Annotated in this window: 11 protein-coding genes and 1 pseudogene; 11 read left to right on the top strand and 1 reads right to left on the bottom strand. The window is 42.3% G+C overall.

Annotated elements, in window-relative coordinates:
- From B2863_RS12235 to B2863_RS12210, 6 genes are all read left to right on the top strand, one after another.
- On the top strand, positions 1-2,067 hold a 2,067-nt coding region (locus B2863_RS12235), incomplete at its 5' end, for a DNA primase (RefSeq protein ID WP_296211055.1).
- Between the two features lie 517 nt (positions 2,068-2,584).
- Positions 2,585-4,507, top strand: a complete 1,923-nt coding sequence (gene rpoD / locus B2863_RS12230) for an RNA polymerase sigma factor RpoD (protein WP_296211053.1) — start codon at positions 2,585-2,587, stop codon at positions 4,505-4,507.
- 353 nt (positions 4,508-4,860) lie between these two features.
- Positions 4,861-5,304, top strand: a complete 444-nt coding sequence (locus B2863_RS12225) for a MarR family winged helix-turn-helix transcriptional regulator (protein ID WP_201547344.1) — start codon at positions 4,861-4,863, stop codon at positions 5,302-5,304.
- 16 nt (positions 5,305-5,320) lie between these two features.
- Positions 5,321-6,115, top strand: coding sequence for a siderophore-interacting protein (locus B2863_RS12220; protein WP_296211050.1), 795 nt, complete (start codon positions 5,321-5,323; stop codon positions 6,113-6,115).
- A 33-nt stretch (positions 6,116-6,148) separates the two neighbouring features.
- On the top strand, positions 6,149-6,679 hold the full coding sequence (locus B2863_RS12215) for a DUF2798 domain-containing protein (protein ID WP_296211049.1): 531 nt from the start codon (positions 6,149-6,151) through the stop codon (positions 6,677-6,679).
- Between the two features lie 543 nt (positions 6,680-7,222).
- Entirely contained in the window at positions 7,223-7,531 is a 309-nt protein-coding gene (locus B2863_RS12210; RefSeq protein ID WP_290176068.1) for an ArsR/SmtB family transcription factor, read from the top strand.
- A gap of 271 nt (positions 7,532-7,802) precedes the next feature.
- On the opposite strand, the pseudogene B2863_RS12205 reads toward B2863_RS12210, so the two are convergent.
- Positions 7,803-9,294: pseudogene (locus tag B2863_RS12205) on the bottom strand (SulP family inorganic anion transporter).
- A 677-nt stretch (positions 9,295-9,971) separates the two neighbouring features.
- Here B2863_RS12205 and B2863_RS12200 point away from each other — a divergent pair.
- From B2863_RS12200 to B2863_RS12180, 5 genes are all read left to right on the top strand, one after another.
- Positions 9,972-10,931, top strand: a complete 960-nt coding sequence (locus B2863_RS12200) for a bestrophin family protein (protein ID WP_296211045.1) — start codon at positions 9,972-9,974, stop codon at positions 10,929-10,931.
- Positions 10,932-11,474: 543 nt separating this feature from the next.
- Positions 11,475-11,765 (top strand): YbeD family protein, encoded by a 291-nt coding sequence (locus B2863_RS12195; RefSeq protein WP_057762424.1) that lies wholly within the window; start codon positions 11,475-11,477, stop codon positions 11,763-11,765.
- Positions 11,766-12,267: 502 nt separating this feature from the next.
- Positions 12,268-14,544, top strand: coding sequence for a class 1a ribonucleoside-diphosphate reductase subunit alpha (nrdA, locus tag B2863_RS12190; RefSeq protein WP_296211042.1), 2,277 nt, complete (start codon positions 12,268-12,270; stop codon positions 14,542-14,544).
- An 81-nt stretch (positions 14,545-14,625) separates the two neighbouring features.
- A complete protein-coding gene (locus B2863_RS12185) occupies positions 14,626-15,609 on the top strand; it encodes a DUF4238 domain-containing protein (protein ID WP_296211040.1) in 984 nt (327 codons plus the stop codon).
- 386 nt (positions 15,610-15,995) lie between these two features.
- Entirely contained in the window at positions 15,996-16,367 is a 372-nt protein-coding gene (locus B2863_RS12180) for a hypothetical protein (protein WP_296211038.1), read from the top strand.
- Positions 16,368-16,574: the final 207 nt, after the last annotated feature.

Raw genomic sequence — 16,574 nt, 5'->3', positions numbered from 1 at the left:
TTTTATGTCAATCCACAAAAAAACATCTATCACTGCTTTGGCTGTAGCGTCGGTGGCAATGCCATCAGTTTTTTGCGTGATTATGAAAATTTGACGTTTATTGAAGCGGTCAATGAACTATCAAAGCAAACAGGCATTGAAGTACCGAAAGAAGAACAGCAAAACGTTAGTTATCAACGTCGCGCACCCAAACCTATTGCACCGCCGCCTGTGCACAATGTGCCTAGCCCAACTGTAGAACATAGCAAAGTAAGCCAAGACGGTACAAATCAAGACAACCATCAAAATAATCGTCAAGACATTTATCAAGACAATGTCGTCCAAAGTGACCAAAACTACATCGACCAGCCCATTTATGATGACAATCAGGGCTATGAGAATTTCCCGCCGTTAGAGGCGTATGATTCAGCGTCATATTCGATGGACTCCTATTCCTCAGAGCCGTATTCGCCAAGCCACGCAGATGATAGTGGCTATCCACCAGCATGGTTGACAGATACGGATACTGGCGCTGGTATCCAGGACGCTCATGGCATTGAGCAAAGCGATGATAAAGATGGCAACCTATATGAGCTGCTAGAGCAAATCCAGCAGTTTTATCAGCACAATCTGACCACGCATCCCCATGCCAAGCACTACTTTTTATCGCGCGGTATCACCGAAGACATCTTTGAGACCTTTGGTCTTGGCTATGCGCCATTTGGCTGGCAGCATCTTGAGCATCAATTCCCGCAAGATATTGAAGGACTAAAAGCCTTAGGATTGGTACGACAGTCAGAGTCTGGCCGCGACTACGATCTATTGCGCGACCGAGTCATCTTCCCAATTCGTGATAACCAAGGCCGTACTATTGGTTTTGGCGGTCGGGCGCTCGATGACGAAGTAAAGCCTAAATATATCAACTCCTCAGACTCGCCCGTCTTTCATAAGCAGCATGTACTATACGGCTATTATGAATCACGTCAGCAGCGCGCAGACAGCTGGCTGGTCGTCGAAGGCTATATGGATGTGATCGCTCTTTATCAAGCGGGTATCTATGGGGCAATCGCCTCGATGGGTACAGCGATTAATGAAAGCCAAATATCGCGTCTACTGACACTAAATCCAACGCTTACTTTGAGCTTCGACGGAGATAGCGCAGGACAAAAAGCCGCTTGGCGCACACTTGAAGTTGCCCTGCCCGTATTGGCCGATGACAAAGAGCTGCGGTTTTTAACCCTGCCTAATAATCATGATCCTGATACTTTTATTAAGAGTCAGGGCAGCGATGCCATGCGTGAGCAAATCGCTAATGCCATGCCGCTATCACAGTATATCTTTGCGTATTTGAGTGAGCGTTATGACATGAGTCTGGCTGAAGGCAAAGCCAAGCTCATGTCTCAAGTCCGCTCGTTGACGACCGCCTTACCCAAAGGCAGTAGCTTTCGCTATTTGCTTAACAATGACGTTTATCAAAAGCTTGGTGGTAAACGCAGTCAGAATGTCGAGGCTAAAGATGCGCTGCTAGATTTTGATGGTGATATGACCATCAGTCAGCAATTGCAGCTTTGTTTTTTGTTTCAGCCGCGCGCGTTAATCGACGACCCTATTGAGTCGATTTGGCAACAGTCAGGGATTAATGGCTTACACCTACCTGCTCATATCAAACAAAAAGCATCGCCTGATACGCTACGTCCGCTTGCGTGGGAAGACTTGCAAGATGCTGCTCTGCTAGACATCGTAAGCACTATCAAGCGCTGTCTTAATTACCTACCAAAAGACGTCAATGCAGCGGCGCATTTTATCTTATCGAACGTAAAGCCTGCGACCCAAGACATGCTCAGCCGTAATTGGGGCGGCTTCTATAAAGCGCTAACTGCACGTAATATTTTGGGGCTTGATGGCCTAATCGAAGAGCTAGTCAGTCAGCTGCTTGAGCGCAACATGAAGAAAAAAATACAAGAGCTGATACAGAACCCAGATCATATTAAGCTTGCGATCGTCCGTAAACAAACTCAATTATTGAATGATTGGCTACGGGCACAGCAGGCAGAGCAATCGGCACAGATGGTCACTGTGCAGTCTTAATGTTTAATTTCAAATGTTGACCCTTTAAAAGTCTAGCAGCTGCCCCCACTACTAATGATTATGCCCAGTAGCATGAGTCGCTCCTAAATCATTTAGCTGATGGCAAATAATCAGTAAAAAATGGTCGGTAGCTATCACTAGCTCGTGCTTGACGACTGTGGTCTGTGTTAAACTGTGTCGCTGTATATTGACAGCACTGCTTGGTGAATGATTGTGAGCATGCATCGTTAAGCACAAATTTTAGGTATTATTTTTACGTATCCGCTTTTAGATACTATTTTTTAAGTACTGTATTTTTTTAAGTACCATATTGAAGTCTTTTGAGCTTTTCTAATTTTTAGCTGTTTATCAGCATTGTTATTGTAGTGTTTTGAGCCTTTATTCATATCAACTCATTTTTGATATTATTGACAACCTCTACGCCATATTTTGATCAATCGATTGATAAGATCAACGCAAAGAGCGAGCGATAGCGAGTCACAATATAAAAATGTCCGATGCAAGTAAGCGAGTATTTATGAACGATAAGTCAGTTTCTAAGTCCACATCTCAACTGGCCACCTTAATCCAAATGGGCAAAGAGCAAGGGTATCTTACCTATGCTGAGGTGAATGACCAGCTGCCCGACTCTATTACCGAAAGCGATCAGATCGAAGACATTGTGCAAATGCTGACCGATGTCGGTATCAAAATCTTTGAATCAGCTCCTGATGCCGATGACATCTTGATGAACGATGATTCAAGCGATGATGACATGGCAGCAGATGAGGCAGCGGCAGTACTCGCCTCTGTTGAAACTGAGCCTGGTCGTACCACTGACCCTGTACGTATGTATATGCGTGAAATGGGTACGGTTGACCTACTAACTCGCGAAGGCGAGATTGCCATTGCTAAGCGTATCGAAGAAGGTATTCGTGACGTGCAGCATGCTATGTCTTACTGGCCTGGTACCGTACAGTTTGTCCTTGACGAGTATCAAAAAGTACAAGACGGCGAAAAAAAGCTATCTGACGTCATCACTGGTTTCTTAGATCCTGAGACCGAAGAAGACAAAATCGCCGCTCAAGAAGCAAAAGAAGCAGCGAAAGAAGAACGTGAGCGCATCAAAGAAGAAAAAGAAAACCCACCAGTTATCAAAGCCAAGGTCAATGCAAAAACAGCTGCGCTTGATGATGACGACGAAGACGAAGATGACGTTGAAGACGAAGCTGAAGAAGAAACCAGCGGTCTTGATCCAGAAGAAGTTCGTTTACGTCTAGAAGAGATTGAGCATCTATTTATCAAAGCCAAGCAAGCATTGCTAGATTATGGCCGTGGTAGCGTACAGGCTGATACAGCGTATGCTCTACTTGCTGAACGCTTTATGATGTTGAAGCTAAATAATCGCTTGTCAGACCAGGTCATGGCTATCATGCATGACGTCTATGACGACGTGCGTAAGCAAGAGCGTCAAATCATGCGTTTGGTGATTCGCCGTGGTCGTATGCCGCGTGAAGAGTTCCGTAAGACCTTCCCTAGCAATGAAACCAATGTTGATTGGTTGATTGAACGTATCAAAGGTAAGCCTGCATTTGCTGGTACGCTAGAAAAAGTCACTGATGACGTCATTTTACTTCAACGTCGTATTCGTGATTACGAGCAACAGCTCGACATGAAAATCCACGATATGAAAGATGTCGCACGTCGTATGGCGGTTGGTGAAGCAAAAGCTCGCCGCGCGAAAAAAGAAATGGTTGAAGCTAACCTACGTCTGGTTATCTCTATCGCGAAAAAATATACCAACCGTGGCCTACAGTTCTTGGATCTTATCCAAGAAGGTAACATCGGTCTGATGAAAGCCGTTGATAAGTTTGAATATCGCCGTGGTTATAAGTTCTCGACGTACGCTACATGGTGGATTCGTCAGGCGATTACCCGCTCTATCGCTGACCAAGCGCGCACCATTCGTATTCCTGTGCATATGATTGAGACGATCAACAAGATAAACCGTGTCTCACGTCAATTGCTACAGGAAATGGGTCGCGAGCCAACACCTGAAGAATTAGGCGAACGCTTAGAGATGGACGAAGTTAAAGTCCGTAAAGTATTGAAGATTGCTAAAGAGCCTATCTCTATGGAAACCCCTATCGGTGATGATGAAGATTCGCACCTAGGTGATTTTATCGAAGATGGTACGATTTCAAGCCCTGTTGATGATGCGACTGCTGCTGGTCTGCAAGAAGCAACTCGTGATGTACTCGGCAACCTGACTGAGCGTGAAGCGCGTGTCTTGAAAATGCGTTTCGGTATCGATATGCCAACCGATCATACTCTAGAAGAAGTCGGCAAGCAGTTTGATGTAACGCGTGAGCGTATTCGTCAGATCGAGGCAAAAGCATTACGTAAATTGCGTCATCCATCACGTTCTGAGCACTTGCGCTCTTTCCTTGAAAATGACTAAATTTTCAGAAAAATATTGAGCCTAGCTAATAGGCTTCAGATAGTTGCCAAAAATAAAAAAGCTGAGTATATCTCAGCTTTTTTTGTGTCTGCTTTTTTAGTTCTATAATTTATTAATCACTGTGTTTATTAATTACAAAGCTTATTAATTACAAAGCCTCCTACTCATAAAACCCTTCAATCTAAGAGCTGCTTGTTCAATATATACCCCTGTTTTCTTTACCTTCTACTATCTTCTCTTATTCAAAATTATCTAACTATAGATACAGACTCTCCTTTAAAAACCACTTTATAGTTGACACTGTCAACCTTATTCTATATAGTTGCTTCTATCAACTATATCAAAGAGTTTTTATGTCTAATAATTCATTGAGCGAAACACTACATCAATTGATGCATACCTATACCAATCTATTGCTAGAAGGCATTCGCCAGCAAGGGGTAGAGTTGTCAGTAACCAATATCAGAACCTTAAAAGGTGTGTGTTATAACCCGAATAGCACTGCGCTATCGATCTCTAAACACATGCAGCGAGACAAAGCGCAAATCACTCGTGCCTTAAATGACCTTTTGGCGGCTGAGCTAATATTAAAGACAGACAACCCGCTTGATGGTCGTAGCCAATTACTACAGCTGACCCCTAAAGGCGAAGAAGTTATGACGAAACTTGATGCAGCAGAAGAATGGACAAGACAGCAATTAACGAAAGATTTAAGCCTCGTAGAGCTTGCGTTATTTTTCCGTGTCAGTCGCACCATGATAGACAACGTTAGCAGCAGCAAGACTACCGATAAATAAGTAAGGACAGCTCCGTATGAATGACACAATAAATCAAAAACCAGTACGCGAAATCATGACCGTTGCTCACAAGCAAATGATTACTCCGCACTACATCCGTATATACCTCACAGGCCAAGCAGTTACTATTGCCAATATCGCGACCATGACAGTTGGAGCAAACAATAAAGTGCTTATTCCCGTCGATAAAGCCCAGCCAATTGACCTAAATGACAATACTACATTCGTTGTTCGCACTTATACTCATCGCGGCGCCGATGTGGCAAAACAACAGATCTGGATTGATTTTATTGCTCATGGTGATGAGGCGCCTGCTTCAGGCTGGGCCACTCATGCTGAGGTTGGCGACGAGATTGGTATCTTAATGAAGCCTAAAACCAAAGCCCTTTGTCCTGATGCAGATAATTTTTTACTGATTGGCGATGCCACGGCGATACCAGTGCTCGGCTCGATATTAGAAACCTTGCCTGCCAGCGCGACTGGACAATGCATCATCGAAGTTCACGGTGCAGAAGATGAGCAAGAATTGCCGACAGCGGCCAATATCACCATGACATGGTTACATAACCCAGATCCAACGCAAGGCAGCCAATTAATCGACACAGTAAAATCTCTCGATTTGCCAACTGTAGAGCAGAGCCGATTTGCTTATATCGCTAGCGAATTCTCATCTGTCAAAGCTCTGCGTCATTATCTAAAGGTCGAGCAACAGTGGTCTAAAGATGAGCTATATGCCTTTTCTTACTGGAAAGCAGGTGTTGCAGAAGACCAATCTGTAAGCGATCGACAGGCAGAAAAAAACACCGACTAATTAATTGCTCTTTATGATGATAGGAAAATAACTATGGCTCCAAATACTATGCCGGCAAATACCGAGACCCTGCTCATTGATGGCAATAAAAATAGTGGCGCTAAGAATGATGGCACTAAAAAAACACCGTTGCTCTACAAAGTGTTGTTAATACTTGCCTTAATGACTGTCATAGGTGGTCTCTTAACAGGTGTGATGACCTATATGAATGTCGGATACTCCGATACGTTTTTTATAGACTGGTCTAGAGCGCTACTGGCAGCGTATGCGATCATGCCGATTGGCTTCTTACTGATGGGACTGGTCACAAAATTTATTAATCATAAGCTACCTAATATCAAAGCGTACAAGCGCAATCTCATCACAGGTGTATTGATGGCTTGTATAATGGAGTCTATGTTGGCCTTTAGTACTGCCTCAAAGACGATTGGTTTTGCCAATCAAACGGCATTTTTGAATGGTTGGTTAGAAGGGTTTCTAGTTGCATTGCCAGTAGGATTGACGTTAATGGTCATTGTCTCTATGACTATTAAACCAAAAATTGAGGCATTTCTAAAAAGCTAAAATATCACGACTATGTTTATTAAGCTTCCTGGCACTCTGCCGCGATGCCAACCAGATTAACAAAAAAGCTTAATAAAATTTAAGAACATAAAGCATCAAGGGCGTGTTGAATATTCAACATGCCCTTGTCATGTCAGAAGCTTTCTAATACTATTTTACTGTTGGTTTTGCAAAGAACTAACGTGTATTTAATAAGTCAGTCGTAACAACGTTTAGTGTTAAATTTGATTTGAAACAGTCTTTTTTTACCCGTCATATATTGTTACTATTCGACAATATTCCGATGACTAGACAGTACAACTGTCATAATTAATCTAGTTTTGGCTGTATACTCTACTGTTATAGCAACGTATAGTCAGAATATAAACGCTAGTTATAACCAGTATTCTACTAGTAGCCGTTTATTTGTATATGGTTGACACATTGGCGGTAAATAGAATCTACACCGCTTTGGTATTTAGACCTATAATGAGTAAGCTAAAAATCTAATGTTCCACTCTGACAGTTGTTGATTATTAACTAGGTATCGATATCACACATTTTATGAATACAGAAAACATAATATCTGCACTTAACAACCCCATGCGTCGTCAAATCATAAAGTGGTTGAAGGACAGGTCGAACTTTCCAGCGTCATTACCAGAGCATGCTAATCTGGATGGTGTATGCGTCAGTTATATTCAAGAAAAAGCTGGATTGTCGCAATCAACCATTTCAAACTATATGGGTGTGTTAAAAAAAGCAGGATTGGTTACGTCCGAACGCCATGGACAATGGACGTTTTATCAGCGTCATGAAGCTAACATCGAAGCATTTCTCACTGAAGTTGAAAAAGAGCTGTTGAAGCTTTAAAAATTTCTCATAGTCTTTAGAGCCATTTTGTTCCGCTATAAAACATCTAGATATTTCAATATAACGATTATCTATCGCACCATCGTCTAAACTAACACCCTCTTCTCTTCTCTCCTAGCTATCTCTTTCCTTCTACCGACATATTGCCTTCTAAAATATTTACTCACAAAGAATATGGTCTTCTAATCAGGTTTTAACCTGCATAAAAAAAGCCGAGATACACTCAGCTTTATGATATTTATCAATATGACACTATTAATACGTAGCTAATTTAATGCGCGCCTAAACTTTGCTCAGCATCTGGCTTATCATGCACACCGAAATTATCTATCATCGCTTGGCTCGCCTCGTTCAAACCGATAAGCTTTACCTCCGTGCCTTCGCGGCGAAATTTAATAATCACTTTATCTATGGCGGCGACTGCTGCAAAAATGCGCGCGCGACACGTCAATGACCACTTTAGAGACAGACTCTTTAATATCAAAGGAATCAATCATACGCTCGGCTGATGAGAAAAACACTTGTCCATCAACTCGATAATAACGCGTTTGCGCTGCTTCATCCATGTGACTATGCACACTCATATAGCGCTCAATCTTATTGGCAAAGAACAATGCTGATAGCATCACACCAATCAATACGCCATAAGCCAAGTTATGCGTCGCGACCACCACAGCAACGGTCGTAATCATGACCACATTACTTTGCAGCGGCTTGGTTTTTAACTCTTTAAATGAACCCCAGTTAAAAGTACCGATAGACACCATAATCATCACAGCGACCAATGCGGCCATTGGAATAATCTTTAGCCAATCGCTTAAGAACACAACCATTAATAATAAAAACACGCCTGCCACTAAAGTAGAAAGACGTGTATAACCGCCTGATTTGACGTTGATGATCGACTGTCCAATCATCGCACAGCCTGCCATCCCGCCAAAAAAGCTACTAACCACATTGGCAATACCTTGACCTTTGCACTCTTGCGTACGGTCGCCTTTGGTATCGGTTAAATCATCTACGATAGTCATGGTCATCATAGACTCAAGTAAGCCCACTATCGCCAAACTGATAGAATACGGAAAAATAATAATCAACGTATCTAAGTTCAACGGGATATCAGGTATCAAAAACATCGGCAGAGTGTCAGGTAGCTGACCCATATCATTGATGGTTCGAGCCTCTGCACCTAATAAGATGGCTATAGCCGTGACCAGTACAATACTGACCAATGGTGATGGAATCACTTTACCGATCTTTGGAATATATGGATAGCCATAGATAACGACGAGACCTAGCACTACAAGACCGTATACGTGTACTAGGTTTGAACCTGCCTGCGGCAGTAGCTCAGGAACCTGTGACATAAAAATCAAAATAGCCAAGGCATTGATAAAGCCGAGCACTACGGATTGAGACACATACTTCATCAGATTCCCCAGCTTTAAGAAGCTAAATATAATCTGTATAACACCTGTCAGCACACTGGCTGCTAACAAGTACTGCAATCCATAATCCTTGACCAGCGTCACCATTAGTAACGCCATCGCACCCGTCGCCGCCGAAATCATCGCTGGACGACCGCCGACAAACGCAATCACTACTGCGATACAAAATGAGGCATAAAGCCCTACTTGGGGATCGACACCGGCAATGATAGAAAACGCAATCGCTTCAGGAATAAGCGCCAAAGCGACGACCATGCCAGCCAAGACATCGCCGCGCGCATTGGATAGCCAATGCTCTTTAATTGTATTTAACATATTTAACTCAGTTTTGGGTAACTGCTGTAGTCTGTCAATAAACGAGGTATCTAATCATTATTTGGAAAACATTTAATTGGAAAGCATCTAAAAAGTAGTTAAAAATCAGCTCACATGAAAAGTCTGACACATTTCTATCTAGGCATATCTATATTTAGACCCTTTGCTATCTAGGTACTTTGCTCATTACCTATCAAATGACAAATATAAAAATGTGAACGATCATAGTTAGCGAGTTATCGTTATAACGTACTTTTAGTGGTGTAATCTTTATGATCCACTAGATATATTGAATAGTGATACAAACGTTAAAGCAGTGCGTGCGCACAAGAAAAAGCGTTAGACGCTTTATGAGAGTAATTGCTATAGGAAGCAATCATTACTGAGGAGAGATACAACTAGGGTGGCGTATTCATCTTTGTGGTGGCAGCTTTTATAGAGTTAAGAAGTGATATTTCGCGTCATTTTAACATACATAAAGTAGATTAATAAAAACATCGCCCTTTTGGCGAGGATTTAACTTTTTAGCTATCTCAATTACCGAGCTTAAGTATTCATATTACTCTTCTATTTGAATAAATTTATAACCTTTTAGGCTTTACAGGTCTCGTTTCTATATTAGAATCACACGAGACATTTAATAGTGTCTCCATATACCCCATCGCTAGGAAACTGACATGATTGTCCGGCAAACGCCCAATGCCCTTAAGATATTTTTCACTCTGCGTGGATCAATCATTCCAAAAATCTATCCGCAAATTTTGCTAATTACTATTCTTAGTACGCTTATCACGATTATCCAGCACTGGCTTCCTGACTCGTTTCCTTATTATGGTATGGCAACGTTTACCTTGCTCGGAATTGCCTTATCGTTGTTTCTTGGGTTTCGGAACAATGCCAGTTATCAGCGTTGGTGGGAAGCGCGCGGACTGTGGGGTCAACTGGTATATGACTCTCGTAGCTTAACGCGCCAAGTACTGTCCTTTATAGATGAGGACGATGCGACTGGTATAGAGAATGGCGAGGATGACAATGTGACTGGACGCGATACTCAGCGAACGATGGTATATCTGACCATTGCGTTTGCCCATGCTGTGCGTCATCGGTTGCGTGGTACGTCACCTTGGGCAGATATCGAGCCTTTTGTCGCGGCGATACATCATGACCGTATTCGCCAAGCGAAAAACGTGCCTGATTATATAATGCGCCTAATGGGTAAGCAACTTGGCGATATTCGGCGTCGAGGACTGGTATCGGAGCAAGTCATACAAAACATGGACGAGCGCCTGACCTCTATGACAATTGTACTGGCAGCTTGCGAGCGCATACACAACACACCACTACCCTTTGCTTATATGCTACTGGTACATCGTACGACCTATCTGTATTGCATTATGTTGCCTTTTGGCTTGGTGGCCTCACTTGGTTGGGCGACCCCGTTGATTTGTGCGGTGATTGCTTATACCTTTTTTGGTTTAGATGCGCTTAGTGAAGAGCTAGAAGAGCCTTTTGGCTTGGCGGCTAACCAGTTACCTTTGACTGCCTTGTCACGCACTATAGAGATTAATTTACGAGAAGCATTGAGAGAGACGGATATTCCGCCTGATATCACTCCTATCAATGGCTATTTGCAGTAGTTTTTATTAACAGCTATTAACAAAGGCTAATTCACCTATACTTCTTAATAGAAAGGACTAAATACAGACTTCACTTGAATAATCGTCCATAGACCACTATAAACAGTGCATATATTCTCTGCCTAATATAGCCATTCCACTATAAAAGTATGACAGCGTTAACCTCGCTTGAAGTATCACACATACATCTATACTCGGTTGCCTTGTACTACTTTTAAATTGAATCGACTATAGCTTGACTGATTTAAATGCCACTGATGTCCACACTGAGCCTGTCTCAGCTTTTGGCGTTATGCTTTTGGCATAGTTTGAGCAGATGTCTAACTAACTAAATGTCTATAGCAGCGATTTTCGAATGACTTTATGTTAGTTACTTACTACTAATGACTGATTAACTTTTTCCTATTTACCTATACCAGCGAGGCTCATATCATGAGTGATGATTCAAAAGACAACAACGACAACGTCGACAACAGCGCAAATAACCCAACCAGCAATCAGCCATCAGTTAAAGTCACTGATTTGACGCCAAATAAAGGTGCGTTGGTAGGCAAAAAGACCGATATTCAAAATCCAGAGCTTTGGGAGTTCCCGATGAACTACCCACTAAGCATCATCGGTCATGAAGGCGAGCGTGAGAGTTTACTTAATGAAGTAAAGCTAATTTTGGGTAGCCAGTTCCCTGATTTTGATTTGGCGTCTATCGAAGTTAAGCCGTCTAAAACAGGTCGTTTTCACTCGGCACGGGTCAATTTGTACCTAACGGCTGCTGAGCAAGTAAATGCGCTTTATGCCTCACTGGATAATGCAAAAACGGTTCGTATTGTTTTATAAGTCGCATAAAAAACTTTAACGCCTTTTTAGTCCAAATCGTCACTCGCTAGTAATAAGTTATGGGTGGCGATTTTTTGTGGTTTGATGTACAATCTGCGCCCGCATTATTGCCGCCATGACTACCGTTATCAGTCGACAATAACCGAGAGAATGAAAAGTAAATCTCACGATATTTTTACAAAAATTTTATTATTGACCGCATTTGCGTCTAACCCTTATCCCATCGTCCTTTGCCAAAATTTGGACTGCCTACAACCTTGTAGCAACATAGTTTTATTCTAAAATCAATATAGTATTTTCAAAATTTTCCCGCTATATTGTGCCTACCAATTAACAAACACGCTATATGTAGTACTCAGTGATTTTAACCGTCACTATGAGTAGTGGTAGTTTTTTGTCCAAAAAAACCAGCTAGCACAACCCCGCATAATAGCGTTATAAAGAATGTCTGCCGCCCACTCGGCGCGCAGCATCACAATAAGCAATCAAAATAGAGGCCAGCATGACACATATTGACAAAATCCAAGTAACCAAACGTGATGGACGTTTAGAGCCTATTGATTTAGACAAAATTCACAAGGTAATAGCGTGGGCAGCTCACGGCTTGGACAACGTGTCTGTGTCTCAAGTTGAGCTAAAGTCGCACATCCAGTTTTATGAAGGTATCAAAACTCGTGACATTCACGAAACCATCATCAAATCTGCCGCCGACCTAATCTCTGAAACCACGCCTGACTATCAATATCTGGCTGCGCGTTTGGCTATCTTCCATCTACGTAAGATTGCTTATAACAAATTCACCCCGCCGCACCTATATGATCATGTCAAAACTTTGACTGACGCTGGTAAATACGATCAGCACATCCTAGCTGACTATAGCCGTGCTGAATTTGATGAGTTAGAAGAATATCTGGATCACTGGCGCGATATGAATCTTGCTTATGCGGCTGTTGAGCAAATGGCAGGTAAATATCTAGTACAGGATCGCGTGAGCAAGACTGTCTATGAGAGCCCGCAGTTCTTATACATGCTCGTCGGTATGTGTCTGTTTAGCCAATACGACAAGTCAGACCGTCTTGATTTCGTCAAACGCTTCTATGATGCGACCTCGGAATTCAAAATCTCACTACCGACGCCTATCATGTCAGGTGTACGTACGCCATCGCGTCAGTTTAGCTCGTGCGTACTGATCGAATGTGGTGATAGCCTAGACTCTATCAACGCAACCACTAGCGCTATCGTACGCTACGTATCACAGCGTGCTGGTATCGGCATCAATGCTGGTCGTATCCGTGCCCTTGGTAGCCCTATCCGTGGCGGTGAAGCACAGCATACTGGTTGTATCCCGTTCTACAAACTGTTCCAAACGGCAGTTAAATGCTGCTCACAAGGTGGCGTACGTGGCGGTGCTGCGACTCTTTTCTACCCACTATGGCATTTAGAAGTTGAGTCATTACTGGTACTCAAAAACAACCGCGGCGTCGAAGACAACCGTGTCCGTCATATGGATTACGGCGTACAGTTAAACAAGACAATGTACACGCGCCTAATCAAAGGCCAAGACATTTCGCTATTCTCACCAGGTGACACGCCAGGCTTGTATGACGCGTTCTTTGAAGATCAAGACAAATTCGAAGAGCTATATACCAAGTACGAAAATGATCCTAACGTACGTAGCCGTCAAATCCCAGCAGCAGATTTGTTCAGCCTGATGATGCAAGAGCGCGCCAGTACGGGTCGTATCTATATCCAAAACGTCGATCATTGCAACACGCATAGCCCATTTGACGCGACGGTTGCCCCGATTCGCCAGTCAAACCTATGTATGGAAATCGCGCTACCGACCAAGCCACTGGATAACATCAATGACGAAGAAGGCGAGATCGCGCTTTGTACGCTATCAGCGGTGAACTTGGGTAAAGTCGAAAACGTCAGCGATATCGAAGAGCCAGCTGAACTAATCGTGCGTGCGCTTGATGCCCTGCTCGACTACCAAGACTATCCAGTAAAAGCCGCTCAAAACGGCAGTATGCGTCGCCGTACGCTTGGTGTGGGCGTGATTAACTATGCGTATTACTTAGCTAAGAATGGCGCACGCTACTCTGACGACAGCGCGCTTGGTCTGACTCATCAAACGTTTGAAGCATTGCAATTCTATCTCTTGAAAGCGTCAAACAAATTGGCAAAAGAGCAAGGCGCGTGCCCTGCGTTCAATGAGACTACGTACTCACAAGGTATCTTGCCGATTGATACGTACAAAGCCGACTTGGACAAAATCTGCCAAGAGCCGCTACATCTAGATTGGGAAACGCTACGTGGCGAGATCACTGAGCACGGTCTGCGCAACTCTACCCTAACCGCCTTGATGCCGTCTGAGACCTCTAGTCAGATCGCCAACGCGACCAACGGTATCGAGCCACCACGTGGTCTGGTCTCTATCAAAGCGTCAAAAGATGGCATCTTAAAGCAAGTCGTGCCTGAGATTGCTACCCTAAAAGATCAGTACGAGCTACTATGGCAAATGCCAAACAATGACGGTTACCTAAAGCTGGTCGCTATCATGCAGAAGTTCGTCGATCAAAGCATCTCTGCCAACACCAACTACGATCCTGTTCGTTATGCTGGTGGCCGTGTACCGATGAAGATATTGCTAAAAGACTTGCTCAACGCTTATAAAATGGGTGTGAAGACGCTGTACTACCATAACACTCGTGATGGTGCGAACGATGCCCAAGCGGATATGGAAGATGATTGTGCTGGTGGTGCATGTAAGATCTAGGTTCTGATGGACGATTATGACGTGAGTAGAACTATCTACTCATGTCATAAAACTAATAGTTTAACTCTATGAGTAAACCCTATGAACTTAAAGCGCAAACATCACTTTGTGAGTCAGTTTTATCTAAAAAGTTGGTATAACAATGTTGAAAAAATTATTGTTTGGGATGGCGATAAAACTTTTCCGTCGCTAACAAAGTCTATAGCTTATGAAAAAGACTTGTATAAGTTAACCCCTCTTACATCGTATCAAATATCTTTTTTTGAAGAACATTTGAGACAAATGAGCCTAGATAATACATCTACCTATAATTATGTAATTAGAAATATACTCGTAATTCACAATGGTTTTAACTTTCTAGACACAATTGAAAATAACTGTTCTGAAGAAATAGTTGACTTAAAGAAGAAGTTTTCTTTTAACTTTCTAGAAGATAAATTCGCTGTTGAAGAAGCGGAATTTAGTAAAGTCATTAAAAAAATAATTCTAAAGCCTAAATCAAAAATATCTTTATATGACTATTACGCTTTAATCCACTTTTTTGTGTTTCAACTTTTTAAAACACCTAGAAAAATCAATAGATTTCTAGATATTAATCAGCAGTCTCCAATTTTTAAAGGCTTAGATTTTACACAACCGGAACTTAGAAGTTACACATTGCTTTTCATACAATGTTTAAGCGAAAGAGCTCATACTTCTTTGATTTCCAGACTTTACAGCATTAAAATTTATAATAATATTTCTGATATCAATTTCATTACCTCAGATGACCCATGTTTTAATCAAAAATTCGATGAAAACGAGTTTTTTGTACAGCTTCCAATTTCACCAAAAGTTATGATTGAGTTAGTAGCAAATCCTTATGAAGAAGAATACATAAGGTCTATGACGGCATATTTCAATTTTCATAGAAAAGAAGCTGACAACATTATATTGACCGAACCTCTTGTGACTTTCCATGAACTAGAACAAACAGAAGTAATTGAGTTAAATAAGAAAATATTTGAAAATAAAGATAGATTTGTATACGCCCAAACTATAAGTGATATTGAGTCTATTAACTAGCATAGATTGGGTAGAGCTTACGATATCTAACCTACAGAACAGCACGTAGGTTGGGTTGACGAAGGAAACCCAACGGTTTGAGTCTTTGTTGGGTCTCGTACCTCGACACCAACCTACTCAAAAGCATAGAAAGCGGATATTTTGTAGGGTGCGCCCAATCAGAAAAGTCGTTAAGAAAAGAGAAAGACGCCCTAGCAAGGCTTTTTAGCCCTGAGCGAGGAAATAACGAAGCACTGCTTCGTCCGAGCGCAAGAGAATTTGCATTTTCGCAAATTCTGTAGCAACTATCCTGTTGACGACGATGGCAAAGCAGATACAAGCGGTAGGCTGGATTGGCTACTGTTATCATTAAAACATACAGACAGAACTAAAACGACGGAGGTCATGTGCAATATACCGCAATCATCAAAGACGGTGGTTTGTTTATCCCAAACGTATTTTCAGACCTAAACGATGGTGGCTCGCATATCGTACAAGTCGAGGTTGATATTGCAGAGGTGCGTCAGCAGTTAGGTGTGGATGAAGCACCAAAGACAACTGTCGCCAAAAAAAGTGTGACAAAAGCAGCCAAAAAGCCCGTATCGAGAGCGGCTAAAAAAGACTTAAAAACAGTAGCGGAAGAATCTGATGTGAGCACCCTACGCAAAAGCGCGCTTGATGAACTAGAAGCGCTTGATGATAGTGAACTGAGCGAGATATTCAAAGCCTATATGAACGATGGGCAAGAGTCATCACAGATATCACTAGAGAACCTCTAAGCTAAAACGCTATAATCCAAAAACGTGTCATAACCTCAAATCAAAACCAGTCAAACCCATATAAATTAATAACCGTATCAATTATAAAGGCAGTCCCATGACTTACTCGATTTTTTCTCAAACGCCAAACAATGCGCTAAAAGAGCCGATGTTCTTTGGTCAGCCCGTCAACGTGGCGCGCTATGACCAACAAAAGCACCCTATCTT

Source organism: Psychrobacter sp. UBA3480, assembly GCF_002377945.1.
Taxonomy (GTDB): Bacteria; Pseudomonadota; Gammaproteobacteria; order Pseudomonadales; family Moraxellaceae; genus Psychrobacter.
Note: the sequence above shows the minus strand (reverse complement) of the source record. Positions and strands in the feature narration are given on the sequence as shown.